Here is a 19,816-nt window from a genome sequence, read left to right as displayed (position 1 = left end):
AGTGAATAGTGAATGGGAGGATGGTGAATAGTAGTTTTGGATAGTGAATACGCGGCAGAAACCTACTCACTACTCACTACTCACTACTCACTATTCACTACTCACTATTGCCAATGGAGAACCCAATGGACACCCAGATGCTGATCGGCTCGAAGTTCGAGAAAGGCACCGAGACCGAGGAGTCGGTCCTCAATCCGAAGACCGGGGCGACCATTCTCAATCTCCCCGAGGCGAGCCCGGCGCAGATCGAGGCGGCGGTGACGGCTGCCGGGAAGGCGTTCACGGCTTGGTCGCGTACCACGCCCGCGCAGCGCTCGGGCTATCTCCTTAAGATCGCCGACCGCATAGAGGCCGAAGCCAGGGAATTCGCGGCGCTCGAGGCGCTGAACTGCGGCAAGCCGATCAATGCCGTGCTCAATGATGAAATCCCGGCGATCGTCGACTGCTACCGTTTCTTCGCCGGCGCCGTCCGCTCCATGCCAGGCCAGGTAGCCGGCGAATACCTGCCGGGCCACACCTCGATGGTCCGGCGCGATCCGATCGGCATCGTCGCTTCCATCGCGCCGTGGAATTACCCGTTGATGATGATGGCCTGGAAGCTGGCGCCGGCGATCGGCGGCGGCAATACGGTCGTCTTCAAACCGTCGGAACAGACGCCGCTGACGGCGCTGAAACTGGCGAAGATCCTGGCCGAAATCCTGCCCGAAGGGGTCGTCAATGTCGTGCTCGGACGCGGCGACAGCGTCGGCAATACGCTGATCAACCATCCCAAGGTCAACATGATCTCGATCACCGGCGATGTCGCCACCGGCAAGAAGGTGCTGCAGGCGGCCGCCAAGTCGGTCAAGCGCACGCATCTGGAACTCGGCGGCAAGGCCCCGGTCATCGTCTTCGATGATGCCGACCTCGGCGCCGTGGTCAACGGCCTGCGCGCCTTCGGCTACTACAATGCCGGCCAGGACTGCACCGCCGCCTGCCGCATCTATGCCGGCAAGAAGGTCTACGACAAGCTCGTCGCCGATCTCTCCTCGGCCGTGTCGACCATCAAGTACAATCTGCCGGACGATGCCGAGAACGAGATCGGCCCGCTGATCTCGCGCCGCCAACGCGACCGTGTCTCGAGCTTCGTCGAGCGCGCCTCGGAATTGAAGCACATCGAGATCACCACCGGCGGCAAGCCGGGCGAGGGCACCGGCTTCTACTACCAGCCGACCGTCGTCGCCGGCGCCTTGCAGGAGGACGAGATCGTGCGCCGCGAAGTCTTCGGCCCGGTCGTCTCGGTGACCCGCTTCTCGGATGTCGACGAGGCGGTGAACTGGGCCAATGACAGCGATTATGGCCTGGCATCGTCGGTGTGGACCAGGGACGTCTCGCGCGCCATGGCGACCGCCGCTCGCCTGCAATATGGCTGCACCTGGATCAACACCCACTTCATGCTGACCAACGAGATGCCGCATGGCGGGCTGAAGCAGTCCGGCTACGGCAAGGACATGTCGCTCTACGCGCTGGAGGATTATACCGCCGTGCGCCATGTGATGGTGGCGCACGGGTAATCTGTCTCGTTCCGGCAAAGGCAGATCTTATATGGCTGTGGCCGGCGCCGGCGACCCCGCTTGAGAGGGTCGTCAGCGCCATTCCACTTCGCGATTGCGCTGCATCTGACAGGCACGGCCGCCGAACGGCATCAGCGGCGAGACCCCGGCACTACGCGGCCGTCCGGCCCGGCATCGCCGATGTCGCAGGCTTGATGTTTAGGTTGACCCGGAAGACATTGGATGGGTCGTAGGTTCGCTTAACCTGGCTCAGCCGCTCGTAATTTCCGCCATAGCTCGCCTGCAAGCGCGCGTCTCCTTCATCGTCCATCATGAAGTTCACGTAGCCGCCCTCGCCATTATGGGGATGGACGCTCGCCCAGTAATTCCGTGCCCACGCGGTCAGGTCGGCGGCTTTGCCCGGATCGGGGTCGATGGCGGCGATGACCATCGACCAGCTTGCGTCACGCGCGTTCCAGGCGGTCTCGTCCTTGCCGACGCGGCGGACGGCGCCGTCAATCGGGTATAGATGCATGAGCGACAATTCGCTGGGCGCCTGGGCGGCCTGTGCGATATGGGTCGCGATCGCTTCGTCGGGAAGCGACTTGACGAAATCGCCCTTCCAGTACCATTGCAGGCCTTTCGGAAGGAGCGGGTCGAATAGCGACTGCATCGCCGGGAACGGCATTACGCCCATCCAGTTGAACATTGGCGGCGGCAAGGTGTCCAGCAGCGGCGCCATCGCCTTGCGCCCGTCCTCCTCCGTGCCGTTGTAGCACGAGATGATGGCACAGGCGCGCTTGCCCCAATGCTCGCGCGGGAAAGGATCGCTCGAAGGGACGGATTTGAGGCCGACGAAAGCGCCGAGGTCTTCCGGCGCTTCCGGCAGGTAGTCGCGATAGGTACGCATGACCGCCGACGCGTGCCTGGCGTCCCAGAACACCGGACCGCCGAAGATCATGTTCACCGGATGAGCCTGGAACAGGAAGCTGGTTACCACGCCAAAATTGCCGCCGCCGCCCCGGAGCGCCCAGAACAGGTCGGGATTCTCGCTTTTGCTGGCCTTCGCCATGCTGCCATCGGCCAGCACCAGATCGGCCTCGATCAGATTATCGATGGTGAGGCCGTATTTGCGCGTGAGATAGCCGGTTCCTCCACCGAGGGTAAGGCCGGCGACGCCCGTGGTCGAAACGATGCCGAACGGAACGGCGAGCGCGAAAGGATGGGTGGCGTGGTCCACGTCGCCCGAAGTGCAGCCGGGCGCGACCCTCACGGTGCGGGTTTTCGGGTCGACATGGACGCCTTTCATCATCGACAGGTCGATGACGAGACCGTTGTCGCAAATCCCCAATCCCGCGCCGTTGTGGCCGCCGCTGCGCACGGCGATGAGGAGGTCGTTTATGCGCGCGAACCTTACAGCGGTGATCACGTCGGCGACATCGACGCAGCGTGCAATCAGCGCCGGACTCTTGTCGATCATGCCGTTGTAAACCTTGCGGGCCTCCTCATAGCCGGCTTCGCCGCGCAGGATCAGCTCTCCGCGCAAGCCTTCACGCAGTTTTGCATAGGTTTCGTCGGTCATCGGTTTCCTCCCTGATCGCGCCCGCGCCATATGGTTTCGACGCGACGATTTATCTTGTTGCTTTGCTTGTGCCGTCCATCCGTCGGGTGCGCAGGATGGTGCAGGAGAGCACATTGCACCGATCCGGCTCCTCGCTGCTTCGCCCGAAAGGGCCAGTGGGGAAATGGCCCGGGAGAGCCATAGCGGGCAGGCGGAAGCCGTCATGGTAGCGAAAGCGCGTCGCGTCGAAAGGGACCGATGCGGCGCGCTTCAGATCGTTGTTCTATGGGCACCTTTGGGCGACATGCATTATTCGACGATGCGGAAAATCTGCCAGAGGCTGGTGCCCGACACGACGTAAGGCTCGATCTCCTTGCCCCATTTGGCATGCGCGTCGATCTTGCCGATCCTGGCGAAGAACTCTTCCAACTGGGCCAGGCTTTCGACCTGGTGGTGAGATTCGACCGTCGCCTCCCGCGCGCCGATCGAACCCGTCATGATCTGGAACTTCAGGTCGGCGACGCCGACCTGCGAACCGATCTCGGATTCCCATTTCCGCAAGAGGTCGAGCACGGTCTGCTTGTGTCCGAACCTGGCGTCGATCTGCCATCTGGCGCTGAACATGTTTTCCTCCTCCGAAGATGCGGCTGATGCCGCTTACTCGTCCCAGGCCTGCACGACCGTCTGCCGTGCAATCCGCCCGCCCTTGAGTTCCAGCATCGCCGCACAGAACACCTTGGTCCCGTCCGGGTAGGCGCAGGCTTGCGTGAAGGCGAGATTGTCGCCATCGGCAATGGTGGTATCGACCTTGTGGGTCATTGCCCGGCTGCAGATGTCGTCCCAGAATGTGCTGATCGCCGCTCGGCCGCGGATCTCGCGCGGCTTGCTCGGCGGATTATTGCGGTCGACGACCCGCAACACCGCATCGTCGGCGTAAAAGCTCGACAGCATCTGTCCGTCGCGCCCTTCGATGGCTTTCTTGATTGCCGCGCCGTCAACGGTCTGTGTCTTGGTCAGCATTTCGTCCTCCATGGGCCCGTCTTCCCGATCGGGCGGTTGATGAGCAAAGTGCTGCCCGGCGGTCATCGCCGTGCAGCGATAGTGTCACTGCGACTTGGCCTTCACGGCCGCGAACACGTCGTCGGTCTGCTTCTTGAAGGCTGTGAGGTCGACCTGGCTGCCGTTGAGCATCGTCGACCAGTGGCGAACGATCGCCGCCATCGCCACCGCTTCCTTGATCTCCTCGTCGGTCGCGCCGTTGAGCTTGGCGGCCTCGGTGTGGAAGTAGACGCAGTACTGGCAAGGAATCTGCGAGGCGACGGCAAGCCCCATGAGTTCCTTGGTCTTGCCGTCGAGTGCGGTCTTGGGGTTGAGCTGCATCGACTTTATCTCGGCCCAGGCACCGGCGACCGCCACGTCAGGCAAAGTCCTGAACATGTCCGGTATGGAGCCGAGCGTGGCCTCTATGTCCTTGTATGCTGCCGTCGCCGAGGCATCCTCGGCCCAGCCGGAGCCAGGGCCAGCAAGGCGCCGACGCCGGCCGCGATGACGAGCAATCTGGTCTTGCGACTTGATTTCACCATTTCATCCTCCCTTCGCAGTACCGTCACGGCGATATCGCCTGGCCTGCATGGGAAGAATTGATAATCCCCGACGCCATCGGCCGCTTCGCCCGAAAGCGCCATGGCCTTTATGGCCCGTGCGGGCCAGGGTTCCGTGCCGAAAACGCGGCCGCCGCCGCCCGCGACGGCAGGTCGAGCTTGAGCAATATGTTGGCGACGTGACGCTTGACCGTATGCTCGCTGAGGTTGAGCTCGGCGGCGATCGCGGCATTGCTTTTGCCGTCGGCGATCAGGCTCACCACCTCGCTTTCGCGCGCCGTCAGCGCGGCCGGTTCGGCAGGCCTGGGCTTGGATCGGCAGGCGGGTTCCAGATGCTGCTCGGACGTCGCAAGAACAAACGCCAACGGCTCGTCCAACTCGTCGAGCGCAATGCGTCCGCCATCGATGAAGTGTAGGCCGGAGCCGGTCGCCAGGTCGGAAACCAGCCGCGACGCCAGGATCTCGCCGCGGCTGGCATGGGCCGCAAGTTGTATGGTCACGCGTGCAGTCAAGCCGACCGGCGGTCCGCGCATCTCGATCTCGCCGACATGCACGCCCTGTGCACTGGCCACACCGATCTCCTGCGCCGCTTCGCGCAATGCCGCCGCGCAGCGTATGGCGCGCGCCGGACCGTCGAAGCGCGAGATCATCAGCTCGCCATGCGTGCCTGCGACACGTCCGCCATGGCGCCCCACCAGCAATCGCCAGGTCTCCTGGAATCGCTGGCTGCGCTCGCTCCACATGCGGTCGCCGAGGCGCGCCGTATCGTAGATACGCGTCACCAGCAATGCGGCGAGCACGCGCTCGCTGTCGGCCACGGCCGGCTCGCCGGTCAGGAATTCCTCGATCAGGTCGGCGACCCGGTCGACATCACCGGTCCACACCGGGTGGTCGCGCCCGGGGATTTCGACAAGCCGGGCGTTCGGGATTTTCCGGGCGAGAAAGCGGCTGGCATCGGGATCGACGCGCGCGTCGTTGCGGCGGTGGATCAGCAGCGTCGGCGCGCTGATCGCCGAGAGTATGCCGCGCACGTCTATGCCGGCATTCATTCGCGCCAGCGCCGCCGCCGCCGTTGGACTTGCCGACAGCCGCTCGAATCGCGACCACCAAGCGGCAAAGTGACTGTCTTCGACGCGGCCGGGCGCAAAATGCGGCAAGGTGGCGCCTGTGCCCCAGGCGGTTTCCGTCGTCGCGATGAATGCCTCCAGCCGTTCCGGCGGCATCACCCATCGGTGGAAATGGGCATAGCCGCCATAGAGCGCCAGGGCGCGTGTCCGCTCCGGATAGGTGGCGGCGAACAGCATGGCCATCGGAGCGCCTTCCGAGGCGCCGAGCAGGGCCGCGCGGCCGCTGCCGGCCGCGTCCATCACCGCACGCACGTCGTCCATGCGCGTTTCGAGGCTGGGGAGATGGTTGGCATCGACGCGGTCGGACAGGCCGGTGCCGCGCTTGTCGAATAGGATCAGCCTTGAGAAGGCGGAAAGCCGTTTCAGCAGCCTGCTATAGCCTTCATCCTCCCAATGCAGGTCGAGGTTGGAGATGAAGCCCGGCACGAAGACGAGATCGAACGCGCCTTGGCCGACCACCTGATAGGCGATCCGCACGTCGCCGCTACGGGCGTATCGGGTCTCGATCGGCCTCACGAGTTGTTCCGCCCGGCCTGACGATTTCGGATCGCCGACCATAGCAGAGCTGCGTCGCTTGCGGCAGCTTAAACTTTAGCGGAAGGAAATATAAGCGGACGCGAACCAATGGCTATTTTTGCGAGGCGGCTACGTCGCCTGGGGGAAGCTTGAGCCCGAGCTTCAGATCGGCCTCGGCGGGCGAGACCGGCTGCTTGATCCTGGTCGAGGCAGCCACGACGAGTTCATCGAAGCCGTCGCCGCCGCTGTCCAGCATCTCGAAGAACTGACGCCGCATCCTCGGCTCCCAGAATTTGTTGATATGCTCGGCCACTCCGGCCACGCCTTCTTCGCGCGGCCTGGAGTGGAAAAAGGCCGCGATCTGGTTGGCCATCCGCACCAGCTTCTCGCTGGTGCTCATGATGTGGTCTTCGTCATGCGACATGTTTGGCAACTCCGCGAACCACCCGGTCCGGATGGGTGAAAATATCGAAATCGTCGCCGCGAACCAAGGCCACCAGCGTCATGCCGGCCTGTTCGGCGGTGCGGACGGCGAGCGCGGTCGGCGCAGAGACCGCAATGATGAAGGGCGAGCCGATCGTCGCCGTCTTCTGCACCATCTCGACGGAGACGCGCGACGTCACCACTACCGCGCCGGTCGCGCCGTCGATGCCGGCCTTGGCCAATGCACCGGCCAGCTTGTCCAGTGCGTTGTGACGGCCAACATCCTCGCGCGCCATGACGGCGCCCTTGCCCGGGATATAGAAGCCGGCGGCGTGCACCGCGCCCGTCTCGCTGTGCAGCGGCTGCATTTTCGAGAGAAGCTTGACGGAGCGGACGATGTCGCCGGCATCAAGCGTAAGTTTAGACGCACCAACTGCGTCGACCGAGCGCATTGCTTCCTCGATCGATTCGATGCCACAGAGCCCGCAGCCGACCGGTCCGGCGAGCCTGCGCCGCCGCGCCTCGAAGCGCATGTTGGCCTGGTCCTTCAGTCGGATCTGGATGTCGATGCCGGCGCCGAGATCCTCGACCTCGATTGCCTCGATCTCTTCGGGGGAAGCGATGATGCCTTCGGTCAGCGAGAAACCGAGCGCGAAATCCTCGAAATCGGCCGGACTCGCCATCATCACCGCATGCGTCGTACCGGCAAAGGAGAACGCCACCGGCGTTTCTTCCGGCACCATGCGGCGGGCCGCTGCCGTGCCGCTGGCGCGGCGAGCGAAACGGGACATTTCGGTGATGGCGGGGCGTTTGCGGGTCACGAGACGCACCCCTCGCGCCTTTCCTCTCCCCCGTCGATCGGGGAAGAGGTGTCGAGCGAAGCTCGACGGAGTGGGGGGCGATCAACCGTCAAGATTGAAGCTCTTACTGTCGAATGTCTCGTCCAAGGTCTACTCCGCCGCTTCCAGCGGGGCGATGCGGCGGCTGTTGCGCGCTTGCTCGTCATAGTCGCGTTGCCATTCCGATGGTCCGTTGGAGGCACCGACCTGCACCGCCGTCACCTTATATTCCGGACAGTTGGTCGCCCAGTCCGAAAAGTCCGTGGTGATGACGTTGGCCTGCGTGTCGGGATGGTGGAAGGTCGTATAGACCACGCCCGGTGACACCCTGTCGGTGATCTGCGCGCGCAGCGTCGTCTCGCCGGAGCGGCTGGTCAGCCGCACCCAGTCGCCGTCGCGCAGGCCACGGTTCTCGGCGTCGTGCGGATGGATCTCCAGCCGGTCCTCGGAGTGCCACATGATATTGTCGGTGCGCCGCGTTTGCGCGCCGACATTGTACTGCGACAGGATCCGGCCGGTGGTCAAAAGCAGCGGGAAGCGCGGCCCGGTTCGCTCGTCCGTCGCCACATATTCGGTGCGGATGAACTTGCCCTTGCCGCGCACAAAGCCGTCGACATGCATGACCGGGGTGCCGAGAGGGGCCTTCTCATTGCAGGGCCACTGCACCGATCCGAGGCGGTCGAGCAACTCGAAGGAGACGCCGGAGAAGCTCGGCGTCGTCTTGGCGATTTCGTCCATGATCTCGGACGGATGCGCATAGTTCCAGTCCAGCCCGACGGAACGGGCAAGCTCCTGCGTCGCTTCCCAATCGGCGTAACGCGCCTTCGGTTCCAGCACCTTGCGCACCATGTTGATGCGGCGCTCGGCATTGGTGAAGGTGCCGTCCTTCTCAAGGAAGGTCGAGCCCGGCAGGAACACATGCGCGTAGTTCGCCGTCTCGTTGAGGAAAAGGTCGTGCACGACCACGCATTCCATCGCGGCCAGTCCGGCGGCGACATGCTTGGTGTCGGGATCGGACTGCAGGATGTCCTCGCCCTGGATGTAGATGCCCTTGAAGGAGCCGTCGACGGCGGCATCCAGCATGTTGGGGATACGCAGGCCGGGTTCGTCGTCCAGCTTCACGCCCCACAGGCTTTCATAGATGTCGCGCACCGCGTCGCCCGAGACATGGCGATAGCCTGGCAGTTCGTGCGGGAAGGAGCCCATGTCGCACGAGCCCTGCACGTTGTTCTGGCCGCGCAGCGGGTTCACGCCGACGCCCGGGCGACCGATATTGCCGGTGGCCATAGCGAGATTGGCAATCGCCATCACCGTGGTCGAGCCCTGGCTGTGCTCGGTGACGCCGAGGCCGTAGTAGATCGCCCCGTTGCCGCCCTTGGCGTAGAGACGTGCCGCACCGCGGATCAGTTCGGGATCGACGCCGGACAGCTTGCCGACGGTTTCGGGGCTGTTCTCCGGCAGGGCGACGAAGGACGCCCAGTCCTGGAATTCCGTCCAGTCGCAGCGCTCGCGGACGAAGGCCTCGTCGAACAGGCCTTCGGTGACGATGACATGTGCGAGCGCCGTCAGCACGGCGACATTGGTGCCGGGCTTCAGCGGCAGGTGGTAGTCGGCTTCGATATGCGCCGACTTGACCATCTCGGTGCGGCGCGGGTCGAGCACGATCAGCTTGGCCCCCTGGCGCAGCCGCTTCTTCAGCCGCGAGGCGAACACCGGGTGTGCGGAAGCCGGATTGGCGCCGATGATGACGGCGACGTCGGTGAATTCGACGGAATCGAAATCCTGCGTGCCGGCCGAGGTGCCGTAGGTCTGGCCGAGCCCGTAGCCGGTCGGCGAATGGCAGACGCGCGCGCAGGTATCGACATTGTTGTTGCGGAAGCCCTGGCGCACCAGCTTCTGGACCAGATAGGTCTCCTCATTGGTGCAACGCGACGAGGTGATGCCGCCGATCGCCGTACGTCCGTACTGGTACTGGATGCGGCGGAACTCCTTGGCCGTGTGGGCGATCGCCTCCTCCCAACTCACTTCGCGCCAGGGATCGCTGACCTTCTCGCGGATCATCGGCGACAGGATGCGGTCCTTGTGAGTGGCATAGCCATAGGCGAAGCGGCCCTTCACGCAGGAATGGCCGTGATTGGCCTTGCCCTCCTTGTAGGGCATCATGCGGATGACCTCGTCGTCCTTCACTTCGGCCTTGAACGAGCAGCCGACGCCGCAATAGGCGCAGGTGGTGACGGCCGAGCGTTCCGGCAGGCCCTTGGCGAGCACTGTCTTCTCGCGCAGCGCATCGGTCGGGCAGGCCTGCACGCAGGCGCCGCAGGACACGCATTCGGAAGCGATGAAATCCTCGTGCATGCCGGCGACCATGCGCGATTCGAAGCCGCGGCCCTCGATCGTCAGCGCGAAGGTGCCCTGCACCTCTTCGCAGGCCCGCACGCAACGCGAACAGACGATGCATTGCGCCGGATCATAGGTGAAATACGGATTGGATTCGTCACGCGCGACGTAGTCGACGGCCAGCGAGCCGTGGCCGGGCGCGACGCCATCCTCCTTGACGTGATTGCGGCCTTCGACGCCGTAGCGGTTCTCGGTCAGGCCAACCGACTTCGCCACCGCGTCGAACTCACTGGCGCCGGTTCCGGCCGTCTCGTTCCAGCCCACCGGATGGTCGGAGACATAGAGCTCCATGACGCCGCGGCGAATGGCGTCGAGCCGTTCCGACCGCGTGCGCACCACCATGCCTTCGCCGACAGGCGTCGTGCAGGACGCCGGCGTGCCGCCGCGCCCTTCGATCTCGACCAGGCAAACGCGGCAGGAACCGAACGAGTCCAGCATGTCCGTGGCGCATAGCTTCGGGATCTCGACCCCGCTTTCCATCGCGGCGCGCATGATCGACGTGCCTTCCGGCACGCTGATGCTGCGGCCGTCGACGGTCAGCGTGATCCGCTTCTCAGCCTTCGATTGCGGAGTTCCGTAATCGATCTCTTCGATAAGCGTCGGGAAGTCGGCTTTGATGTTCATCTGCCAGCTCCTATTCAGCAGCCACGCGCGCCGGCGCGGGCTTGAAATCCTCGGGGAAATGCGTGATCGAGCTCATCACCGGGTAGGGCGTGAAGCCGCCCAGCGCGCAGAGCGATCCGAACTTCATCGTGTTGCAGAGATCGGTAACCAGGGCGAGGTTCTTCTCCGGCTCGATGCCGGCGGCGAGCCTGTCGATGGTCTCCACCCCGCGCGTCGAGCCGATGCGGCAGGGCGTGCACTTGCCGCAGCTTTCGATGGCGCAGAACTCCATGGCGAAGCGCGCCTGCTTCAGCATGTCGGCGGTGTCGTCGAATACGGTGATGCCGGCATGGCCGATCAGTCCATCGCGCTTGGCGAATTCCTCATAGTCGAACGGTGTGTCGAACAGCGCGCGCGGAAAATAGGCGCCGAGTGGACCGCCGACCTGCACCGCCTTCACTGGCCGGCCGGTGGCCGTGCCGCCGCCGATATCGTCGATGATTTCGCCGAGCGTCATGCCGAAAGCCGCCTCGAACAGGCCACCGCGCTTGACGTTGCCGGCGATCTGGATCGGGATCGTGCCGCGCGAGCGGCCCATGCCGAAATTCTTGTAGTAGGCGGCGCCCTTGTCCATGATGACAGGCACCGAAGCCAGCGAGATGACGTTGTTGATCACCGTCGGCTTGCCAAAAAGGCCCTGGATTGCCGGCAGCGGCGGCTTGGCGCGCACCACGCCGCGTTTGCCTTCCAGACTGTTCAGAAGCGAGGTCTCCTCGCCGCAGACATAGGCGCCGGCGCCGACGCGGATCTCCATGTCGAAGGCGTTGGGCGAACCGAGCACGTTGACGCCGAGCACCCCGGCCTTGCGGGCGACCTCGACGGCCTTGTTCATGACCGCCACCGCATGCGGATATTCCGAGCGGATGTAGACGAAGCCCTTGGTCGCGCCGGTGGCGATGCCGGCGATCGCCATGCCTTCGATCAGCACGAAGGGATCGCCCTCCATGATCATGCGGTCGGCGAAGGTGGCGCTGTCGCCCTCGTCGGCGTTGCAGACGATGTATTTGCGCTCGGATGTCGTATTGAGCACCGTCTTCCATTTGATGCCGGTCGGGAAGCCGGCGCCGCCGCGGCCGCGCAGCCCCGAGTCAGTGACCTGCTTGACGATGTCGGCCGGGGCCATGGCCACCGCGTTCTGCAGGCCCTTCAGTCCGCCAAGCGACTTATAGGCGTCGAGTGACAGCGGGTCGTTGATGCCGCAGCGCGCGAAGGTCAGACGGGTCTGCTTGGCCAGGAACGGGATCTTGTCCGGCGCGCCCAGCCAGCGCTTGTGGTGGCCGCCTGTGAGAAAGCCATTGTCGAACAGGCTCTTGACGTCGGACGGCTTCACCGGCCCGTAGGCGACGCGGCCGTTTGCTGTGGCGACCTCGACCATAGGCTCTAGGAAATAGGCGCCGCGCGACCCGTTGCGGACGATCTTGGCCTCAACGCCGCGCTCGGCGAGTTCAGCGCGAACTGCCTTGGCGACCCTTTCGGCACCGAGCGCCAGCGCGCCGGAGTCGCCGGGAATGTAGATGCGCGGGATCATGAGCGCACCTTTGCGACGATTTCTTCGATCTTCTCGTTGTCGAGCCGCCCGATCACCTCGCCATCGAGCATCGCCGAGGGCGAGCAGGCGCACAGCCCGAGGCAATAAACCGGCTCCAGGGTCACCGAACCGTCTTTCGCAGTCTCGTGGAAATCAATGCCGAGCAATTGCTTGATCCTGGCGGCGACCACGTCGGAACCCATCGACTGGCAAGCTTCGGCCTGGCAGAGCTTGAGCACATGCCGGCCTGCCGGGCGGGCGCGGAAATCGTGATAGAAGGTGACGACGCCGTGCACCTCTGCTCTGGAAAGGTTCAGTCCGTCGGCAATGACCGGGAGTGCTGCCTGCGGCACATGGCCGAACTCTTCCTGAATGTTATGGAGGATCGGCAGCAGCGGACCTTCGAGATCTTTCAGCTCCTGGATGATCGCGGCCGTGCGCGATGCGATCTCGGTACTTGCAGGCTGCATCGTCACGCAGCGCCCTCCCTGGTCGGTGGCTTTATCGCTAAGTCTTTACAAAATCAGGAGAAACCCCTGAAATCAATAAAGCTGATCCGTCGTTCGATAGAAATTTTCTATCGAGTTCCAGCACCTGTATTCCCTAACCTAGCGGTGGGCGCGGAAATCGTCTGCAAGCGCCATCGCCTCGTCCAGCAGCGCCGAAACCAGCGGCGTATGCGGTTCGCGCAACGCGGCCACCAGCCCGACCGTGTGGCTGGCGTCCGGCTCGACGATCGGGATAGCCCTGATAGGTTCGGAAAAGCCGAACGTTTCCGTGAGGTTGAGCGGCATGATCGAGGACCATTTGCCCGTGCGGATATGCGAGAACAACACGATCATCGAATTGGATTCCAGCGTCGGCCGGACCTCGACACCGGCCTCGGCCAGGTGCTGGTCGATGATGCGGCGGTTCTGCATGTCCGGGGTCAGCAGGCAGAGCGGCAGGTGGCTGATCTCGGCCCATGTCACCTTGTCGCGGTCGGAATAGGGGTTTCCGATGGCGGTGATCAGCTGATAGCGCTCATCGTAGAGTGGTACGCTGGTCACTCGTCCGAGCGGTTCGTTGTCGAGATAGGTGACGCCGGCGTCTATATCGAAATTGCCGAGCAGCGACAGCACTTCGATCGAGGTCCGGGACAGTACCGAGAAGGTGACGCCGGGGTGTTTTTCGCGGAATGGCGTCGTCAGCCGCGCCACCATGGCGAGCGCGGTGGGAATGGCGGCGATGCGGATACGTCCCGACAAGCCGTGCCGCGCCGCCCGCATCTCCTCGCGCATGGTTCTGGTATCGCCGACGATGCGGCGCGCCCACACCAGCACCTGCTTGCCCTCCGGGGTCAGGCCCTGGAAGCGCGAGCCGCGCAGGACCAGCATCACGCCCAGCTGACCCTCAAGTTGCTTGATGCCGGCCGACAAGGTGGGCTGGGTGACGCCGCACACTTCGGCAGCCCGCCCGAAATGCTCTTCCTTGGCCAGCGCGATGAAAAATTCCAGCTTGTCGATCATATCTGAAGCTAACCGCCGCCGCCGCACCGCGCCAGAGGGCTGCCGGCCACTGCGATGTCGATCGCCCCAAGCCGATGCTTGATCGCAGAAACCTATCGGTCGACGAGATTGAGGATGTTGCCGTCCGGATCCTTGAACCAGGCGACCTTCATGCCGTGACCGACATGGATGTCGCCTTCCAGGCTCAGGCCGGGCATCTCGTAGTGCTCGAACGCAACGCCCTTCGATTTCAGCCCGCTGACGACGGTGTCGATCTCATCGCCGACCGTCCACGTCACCGCCGTCGCCTTGTTGGTTCCGGCGAACTGAGAGCGATAGACATTGATCGTGGTGTCGCCGCTTTTGTACACGATCAGTTCGCCACCCTCGTCATGCACCTGTTTCAGGCCGAGCGTCCCCTCGTAGAAAGCCTTTGCCTTCGCCAGCTCTTTCACCGCGAGGTTGGCCGTCGCGTTGCTGTTTGCAAGCATGATCGTTTCTCCTTCGCTGCTTGTCGTCCCCGGCGCCTCCTTGGAAATAGGTCGCTCCGGTCGCTTGACGACCCCCGCTTTGCCGGCGGCCAGCCAATTGCGAGCGGTGCCTGCAATTGGCTGCATCCACATCTTTCAGCCGGCTTACTGTTCCCCATGGGCGCATGCGGCGCTATGTGGATGGAACTGGTGCGCCGGGAGGGACGAACATGCTGGGCTGGTTCCGCAAGCTGTTGCCGCGCGAAGATCGCTTCTTCGACCTGTTCGAGCGGCATTCCCGCACGGTGGTCGGCGGCGCGGAGGCCCTGCAGCAGCTCCTCCTAGGCAAGGACATCGAGCATTGGTGCGAAAAGATCGTCGATCTCGAGGACGAAGCCGACCATATCACCGCCGAAGTCCTGCTTGCCGTGCGGCGCTCATTCATCACGCCTTTCGACCGCGGCGATATCAAGGACCTGATCCAGTCGATGGATGACGCCATCGACATGATGCACAAGACCGTCAAGACGGTGCGGCTGTTCGAGAAGAGGGAATTCGATCCGCTGATGCAGGAAATGGGCGCCGTCATTGTCGATGCCGCCAGGCTCGTCGCGGAGGCGATCCCGCTGCTGGCCAAGGTCGGCGCCAACAGTGCGCGCCTGAACGAACTCGCCGAGGAAGTCATGCGTGCCGAAGGCCGAGCCGACGATCTGCATGAGCAGGGCCTGAAGGATCTCTTCAGGCGGCACGGCCGCAGCGATGCGATGGCCTATCTGATCGGCTCGGAGATCTATGGCCAATTGGAGAAGGTGGTCGACCGCTTCGAGGACGTCGCCAACGAGATCAGCGGCATCGTCATCGAGAACGTCTAGGCGATGGAAGTCGCGATCGCCTTTCCCCTGCTGGTCGGCCTTGTCGCCGTCGCGCTGTTCTTCGATTTCCTCAACGGCCTGCACGACGCCGCCAACTCGATCGCCACCATTGTCTCGACCCGGGTGCTGAGACCGCATTACGCGGTGTTCTGGGCGGCCTTCTTCAATTTCATCGCCTTCATGTTCTTTGGCCTCCATGTCGCCGAAACCGTGGGCAAGGGTATCATCGATGCAAGCATCGTCACCCCGGCGGTGATCTTCGCCGCCCTGGTCGGCGCCATCGTCTGGAACATCGTCACCTGGATCGCCGGCATCCCATCGAGCAGTTCGCATGCGTTGATCGGCGGATTGGTGGGGGCAGGCGTCGCAAAGGCCGGCACGGGTGCCATCGTCTGGGCGGGGCTCGGCAAGACGGTCGCCGCCATCGTCCTGTCGCCGGCGACGGGCTTTGTCCTGGCGCTTCTCCTGATCCTGGTGGTTTCCTGGCTGTTCGTGCGCCAGACGCCGTTTGCCGTCGACAGTACCTTCCGTGTCATGCAGTTCTTTTCCGCCTCCCTCTATTCGCTCGGTCATGGCGGCAACGATGCGCAAAAGACCATGGGCATCATCGCCGTGCTGCTCTATTCCCAAGGCATGCTCGGAACGGATTTCTACGTGCCGCTCTGGGTGGTCCTGACTTGCCAGTCGGCATTGGCGCTGGGCACGCTGTTCGGCGGTTGGCGCATCGTCCACACGATGGGCTCGAAGATCACCAGGCTCAACCCGATGCAGGGATTCTGCGCCGAGACCGGCGGCGCCATCACCCTCTTCGCCGCGACATGGCTCGGTGTTCCGGTTTCGACCACGCACACCATCACCGGCGCCATCATCGGCGTCGGCGCCGCCCGCCGTGTCTCGGCGGTGCGCTGGGGCATAGCCGGCAACATCGTCATCGCATGGGTCGTCACCTTGCCGGCGACGGCGGCGATTTCTGCACTGACCTATCTGGCGGTTCGCCTGGCAGGCTGATGTCGCGGCCTGGCGCTTGGAGCCGCCGGCGATCTGCACTATGTGAGCAGCAGCCGAACGCCAGGGAAGCAACAGCCATGTCCGTCACCAAGGAAACCGTCATCGAGCGCCTGAAAACGGTCAATGGCCCCGATTTCACCGGCAACATCGTCGACCTCGGCATGGTTTCCGAGATTTTCATCGCCGATTCGAAAGTGTTCTTCTCGATCACCGTTCCGGCCGCCAGGGCGCAGGAGATGGAGCCATTGCGCGCCGCGGCCGAGCGTGTCGTGAAAGCTATTCCTGGTGTCGCCGGCGCCGTCGTCGCCTTGACGGCGGAGAAGAAGGGCGGCGGCATGGAGGCGCCTGTCGCGGCGCGCCCGGCGCCACGTCCCGCCCCGCCCGTTGCCGCGCCGCGCCCGGCGCCCCATGCGCCTGCCTCGCACAGCCAGGGCAAGCGCGGCGTGCCCGGCATCGAGGCGATCATCGCGGTTGCGTCCGGCAAGGGCGGTGTCGGCAAGTCGACCACAGCCGTCAATCTGGCCCTCGGCCTCGCCGCCAACGGGCTGAAAGTGGGCGTGCTCGATGCCGACATCTATGGCCCGTCCATGCCAAGGCTGCTCAACATCCGCGGCCGGCCGCAGACCGTCGACGGCAAGATCCTGAAACCGATGCAGAATTACGGTCTCAAGGTGATGTCGATGGGCTTCCTCGTCGACGAGGAAACGCCGATGATCTGGCGCGGGCCGATGGTGATGTCGGCGCTGACGCAGATGCTGCGCGAAGTCGAATGGGGGCCACTCGACGTGCTCGTCGTCGATATGCCCCCTGGCACCGGTGACGCCCAGCTCACCATGGCCCAGCAGGTGCCGTTGGCCGGCGCGGTCATCGTCTCGACGCCGCAGGATCTGGCCCTGATCGATGCTCGCAAGGGCCTCAACATGTTCAGGAAAGTCGACGTGCCGCTGCTCGGCATCGTCGAGAACATGAGCTATTTCCTCGCCCCCGACACCGGCAAGCGCTACGACATCTTCGGCCATGGCGGCGCACGCCGTGAGGCCGAGCGCCTCGGCGTCACCTTCCTTGGCGAGGTGCCGCTGGAGATGGGCATTCGCGAAAGCTCGGATGAAGGTGCGCCGGTGGTGGCATCGAAGCCCGACAGTGCCGAAGCGAAGATCTATCGCGATATCGCTTCGAAGGTCTGGGACAGGGTCAACGAAGAGCGCGGCGCGGCCGCGGACGCCGTGCCGAGCATCGTCTTCGAGTAATGTCGTCCAGGGGCGCTAACGCTGGATAGACCAGCCTAAGCAGCCCCCACCTTCTCGCCGAAGCTCGAAAAGAACTGTCCCGCCAATTTCTTCGAGGTCGATTCGATCAGCCGACTGCCGAGCTGGGCGATCTTGCCGCCGACTTCGGCCTTGGCAGCGTATTTGAGCACCGTCGCGTCCGCCCCATCCTCGGTCAGCGTCACGTCGGCGCCGCCCTTGGCGAAGCCGGCGATGCCGCCCTTGCCTTCGCCCTGGATCGTGTAGGCATGCGGGGGATTGAGATTTCTCAGCGTCACCTCGCCGTTGAAGGTCGCCTTGATCGGGCCGATCTTCAGCACCACCGTCGCCGCCATCTCGGTCGGCGACTTCATTTCGAGGCTCTGGCAGCCGGGGATGCTTTCTCTCAGCACCGCCGGATCGTTCAGCGCTTCCCAAACTTTCTGGAGGGGTGCGGCGATGCGCTCCTCGCCCTCGATCACCAAAGCCATCAGAACCTCCCGGACGACCAATGTCGGATTGTTGGTAGCGTGCGGCCCGATTGATGTCTATCGCACCAAAGTCCGGATTCAGATCACGCGTGCCCCTTGCCTGCATCCGCGCGTTGTCATATCGATTTGTCATACAAATACGGAGACCATGATGGCTGGCGCCCCCACAGGAAAGAAAAAGTTTCGCTCGCAGGAGTGGTTCGACAACCCCGACAATCCGGGCATGACGGCACTTTATCTGGAGCGCTACCTGAATTACGGGCTGACGCGCGCCGAACTGATGTCGGGCAAGCCGCTGATCGGCATTGCCCAGACCGGTTCCGACCTGTCGCCTTGCAATCGCCACCACATCGAGCTCGCCAAACGCGTGCGCGAAGGCATCGTCTCGATGGGCGGCATTCCTTTCGAATTCCCGTGCCACCCGATCCAGGAGACCGGCAAGCGCCCGACCGCAGCTCTCGACCGCAACCTTGCCTATCTCAGCCTGGTAGAAGTGCTCTATGGCTATCCGCTTGACGGCGTCGTGCTCACCATCGGCTGCGACAAGACGACGCCGGCGCTGTTGATGGCGGCGGCGACCGTCAACATTCCGGCCATAGCGCTGTCGGTCGGTCCGATGCTTAACGGCTGGCACAAGGGCAAGCGCACCGGTTCGGGCACCATCGTCTGGGAATCGCGCCAGCGCCTGTCGGCCGGCGAGATCGGCTACGACGAGTTCATGGACATCGTCGCCTCCTCGGCGCCGTCCACCGGCTACTGCAACACCATGGGCACCGCCACCACCATGAACTCGCTGGCCGAGGCGCTCGGCATGCAGCTGCCGGGTTCGGCCGCGATTCCGGCTCCTTATCGCGAGCGCGGCCAGATCGCCTACGAGACGGGAAAACGCATCGTCGATATGGTGCACGAGGATTTGAAGCCCTCCGACATCATGACGCGCAAGGCGTTCGAGAACGCCATCGTCGTCAATTCGGCGATCGGCGGCTCCACCAACGCGCCGATCCATCTCAACGCCATCGCCCGCCATCTCGGCGTGCCGCTCGACAATGACGACTGGCAGAAGATCGGCCTCGACGTGCCGCTCATCGTCAATCTCCAGCCGACGGGCGAATATCTGGGCGAGGACTACCATCACGCGGGCGGCGTGCCGGCCGTGGTGGCGGAGCTCATGAAAGCCGGGCTGCTGCCGCATCCGGATGCTCTGACCGCCAACGGCAAGACAATGGGCGACAATTGCCGCGATGCCGTCAACGAGAACCGCGAGGTCATCCGCACTGTCGCCGAGCCGCTGAAGGCCAATGCCGGCTTCATCAATCTCAAGGGCAATCTGTTCGATTCGGCAATCATGAAGACCAGCGGCATCTCGCCCGAATTCCGCGAGCGCTATCTCTCCAACCCGAAGGACCCCGAGGCCTTCGAGGGCAATGCCATGGTCTTCGACGGTCCGGAGGATTACCACGCCCGCATCGACGACCCGGCGCAAGGGATCGACGAGCACACCATCCTGTTCATGCGCGGCGCCGGTCCGGTCGGCTATCCCGGCGGCGCCGAGGTCGTCAACATGCAGCCGCCGGCCTATCTCATCAAGAAGGGCATCCACGCGCTGGCCTGCATCGGCGACGGCCGCCAGTCCGGCACGTCAGGCTCGCCCTCCATCCTCAACGCCTCGCCGGAAGCCGCCATCGGCGGGGGGCTTGCGTTGCTCAAGACAGGCGACCGCGTTCGCATCGACCTGAAAAAGGGCACGGCCAACATTCTCGTCACCGATGACGAGATCACCCGCCGCCGCGCCGAGCTGCAGAACAATGGCGGCTACCATTATCCCGAGCACCAGACACCATGGCAGGAAATCCAGCGCGGTATGGTCGACCAGTTCTCGGGCGGCATGGTGCTGAAACCGGCGGTGAAATACCAGGACGTCGCTCATACGAAGGGCGTGCCCCGGGACAATCACTGATTATTCCCCGGACAATCATCGATCGTTTCAAGCGATAATTGACGGATAGCGATCGCCAATCGGCGGCCTGATCGGCCGCCGGTCGTCTTTCCGTTTCGCG

18 protein-coding genes are annotated in these 19,816 nt (G+C 63.9%); 5 read left to right on the top strand and 13 right to left on the bottom strand.

Annotated elements, in window-relative coordinates; all coding sequences use genetic code 11:
- The first annotated feature begins 125 nt into the window (after positions 1-125).
- A complete protein-coding gene (locus tag FJ949_RS15845; RefSeq protein WP_140497054.1) occupies positions 126-1,553 on the top strand; it encodes a gamma-aminobutyraldehyde dehydrogenase in 1,428 nt (475 codons plus the stop codon).
- 151 nt (positions 1,554-1,704) lie between these two features.
- Here the strand turns inward: FJ949_RS15845 and FJ949_RS15840 are convergent, their stop codons facing one another.
- The 12 genes from FJ949_RS15840 to FJ949_RS15785 all read right to left on the bottom strand — a co-directional run bounded on the left by FJ949_RS15840 (position 1,705) and on the right by FJ949_RS15785 (position 14,165).
- The gene (locus tag FJ949_RS15840) at positions 1,705-3,114 is read right to left on the bottom strand and encodes an FAD-binding oxidoreductase (RefSeq protein WP_140497052.1); all 1,410 of its coding nucleotides are present in this window, start codon (positions 3,112-3,114) and stop codon (positions 1,705-1,707) included.
- Between the two features lie 288 nt (positions 3,115-3,402).
- On the bottom strand, positions 3,403-3,717 hold the full coding sequence (locus FJ949_RS15835) for a hypothetical protein (protein WP_140497050.1): 315 nt from the start codon (positions 3,715-3,717) through the stop codon (positions 3,403-3,405).
- Positions 3,718-3,750: 33 nt separating this feature from the next.
- Positions 3,751-4,179, bottom strand: coding sequence for a nuclear transport factor 2 family protein (locus tag FJ949_RS15830; RefSeq protein ID WP_224518980.1), 429 nt, complete (start codon positions 4,177-4,179; stop codon positions 3,751-3,753).
- Between the two features lie 18 nt (positions 4,180-4,197).
- Positions 4,198-4,509, bottom strand: coding sequence for a carboxymuconolactone decarboxylase family protein (locus FJ949_RS15825; RefSeq protein WP_246680011.1), 312 nt, complete (start codon positions 4,507-4,509; stop codon positions 4,198-4,200).
- A gap of 274 nt (positions 4,510-4,783) precedes the next feature.
- Positions 4,784-6,337, bottom strand: coding sequence for an alpha/beta fold hydrolase (locus FJ949_RS15820; protein WP_140497048.1), 1,554 nt, complete (start codon positions 6,335-6,337; stop codon positions 4,784-4,786).
- Between the two features lie 112 nt (positions 6,338-6,449).
- Positions 6,450-6,761 (bottom strand): formate dehydrogenase subunit delta, encoded by a 312-nt coding sequence (locus FJ949_RS15815; RefSeq protein WP_140497046.1) that lies wholly within the window; start codon positions 6,759-6,761, stop codon positions 6,450-6,452.
- A complete protein-coding gene (gene fdhD, locus FJ949_RS15810) occupies positions 6,751-7,581 on the bottom strand; it encodes a formate dehydrogenase accessory sulfurtransferase FdhD (protein WP_140497044.1) in 831 nt (276 codons plus the stop codon). Before fdhD ends, FJ949_RS15815 begins: the two co-directional genes overlap by 11 nt.
- Positions 7,582-7,710: 129 nt before the next feature.
- Positions 7,711-10,620, bottom strand: coding sequence for a formate dehydrogenase subunit alpha (gene fdhF, locus FJ949_RS15805; RefSeq protein ID WP_140497042.1), 2,910 nt, complete (start codon positions 10,618-10,620; stop codon positions 7,711-7,713).
- 10 nt (positions 10,621-10,630) lie between these two features.
- Positions 10,631-12,187: an NADH-quinone oxidoreductase subunit NuoF gene (locus tag FJ949_RS15800; protein ID WP_140497040.1), complete on the bottom strand. Its 1,557-nt coding sequence runs from the start codon at positions 12,185-12,187 to the stop codon at positions 10,631-10,633.
- Positions 12,184-12,663: a formate dehydrogenase subunit gamma gene (locus FJ949_RS15795; RefSeq protein ID WP_140497038.1), complete on the bottom strand. Its 480-nt coding sequence runs from the start codon at positions 12,661-12,663 to the stop codon at positions 12,184-12,186. The genes FJ949_RS15800 and FJ949_RS15795 overlap by 4 nt, the downstream gene beginning before the upstream one ends.
- Before the next feature lie 132 nt (positions 12,664-12,795).
- Positions 12,796-13,695 carry a LysR family transcriptional regulator gene (locus FJ949_RS15790; protein WP_140497036.1) on the bottom strand — a complete coding sequence of 300 codons (900 nt, stop codon included), beginning with the start codon at positions 13,693-13,695 and terminating at the stop codon, positions 12,796-12,798.
- Positions 13,696-13,787: 92 nt separating this feature from the next.
- Positions 13,788-14,165, bottom strand: coding sequence for a VOC family protein (locus FJ949_RS15785; RefSeq protein ID WP_140497034.1), 378 nt, complete (start codon positions 14,163-14,165; stop codon positions 13,788-13,790).
- Positions 14,166-14,374: 209 nt separating this feature from the next.
- Here FJ949_RS15785 and FJ949_RS15780 point away from each other — a divergent pair, with 209 nt between their 5' ends.
- The 3 genes from FJ949_RS15780 (at position 14,375) to FJ949_RS15770 (ending at position 17,271) form a co-directional block, all read left to right on the top strand.
- Positions 14,375-15,016, top strand: coding sequence for a DUF47 domain-containing protein (locus tag FJ949_RS15780; protein ID WP_140497032.1), 642 nt, complete (start codon positions 14,375-14,377; stop codon positions 15,014-15,016).
- Positions 15,017-15,019: 3 nt separating this feature from the next.
- On the top strand, positions 15,020-16,024 hold the full coding sequence (locus FJ949_RS15775) for an inorganic phosphate transporter (RefSeq protein ID WP_140497030.1): 1,005 nt from the start codon (positions 15,020-15,022) through the stop codon (positions 16,022-16,024).
- Between the two features lie 77 nt (positions 16,025-16,101).
- A complete protein-coding gene (locus tag FJ949_RS15770) occupies positions 16,102-17,271 on the top strand; it encodes an Mrp/NBP35 family ATP-binding protein (protein WP_140497028.1) in 1,170 nt (389 codons plus the stop codon).
- Positions 17,272-17,306: 35 nt separating this feature from the next.
- Here the strand turns inward: FJ949_RS15770 and FJ949_RS15765 are convergent, their stop codons facing one another.
- Complete coding sequence (locus FJ949_RS15765; protein ID WP_140497026.1) at positions 17,307-17,759, bottom strand: carbon monoxide dehydrogenase subunit G; 453 nt, start codon at positions 17,757-17,759, stop codon at positions 17,307-17,309.
- A 151-nt stretch (positions 17,760-17,910) separates the two neighbouring features.
- Here FJ949_RS15765 and FJ949_RS15760 point away from each other — a divergent pair, with 151 nt between their 5' ends.
- Positions 17,911-19,716, top strand: a complete 1,806-nt coding sequence (locus tag FJ949_RS15760; protein WP_140497024.1) for an IlvD/Edd family dehydratase — start codon at positions 17,911-17,913, stop codon at positions 19,714-19,716.
- Positions 19,717-19,816: the final 100 nt, after the last annotated feature.

It is taken from the genome of Mesorhizobium sp. B2-4-1, assembly GCF_006442185.1.
In the GTDB taxonomy this organism is placed as follows: domain Bacteria; phylum Pseudomonadota; class Alphaproteobacteria; order Rhizobiales; family Rhizobiaceae; genus Mesorhizobium.
This window is presented reverse-complemented; position numbering and strand designations above follow the sequence as displayed.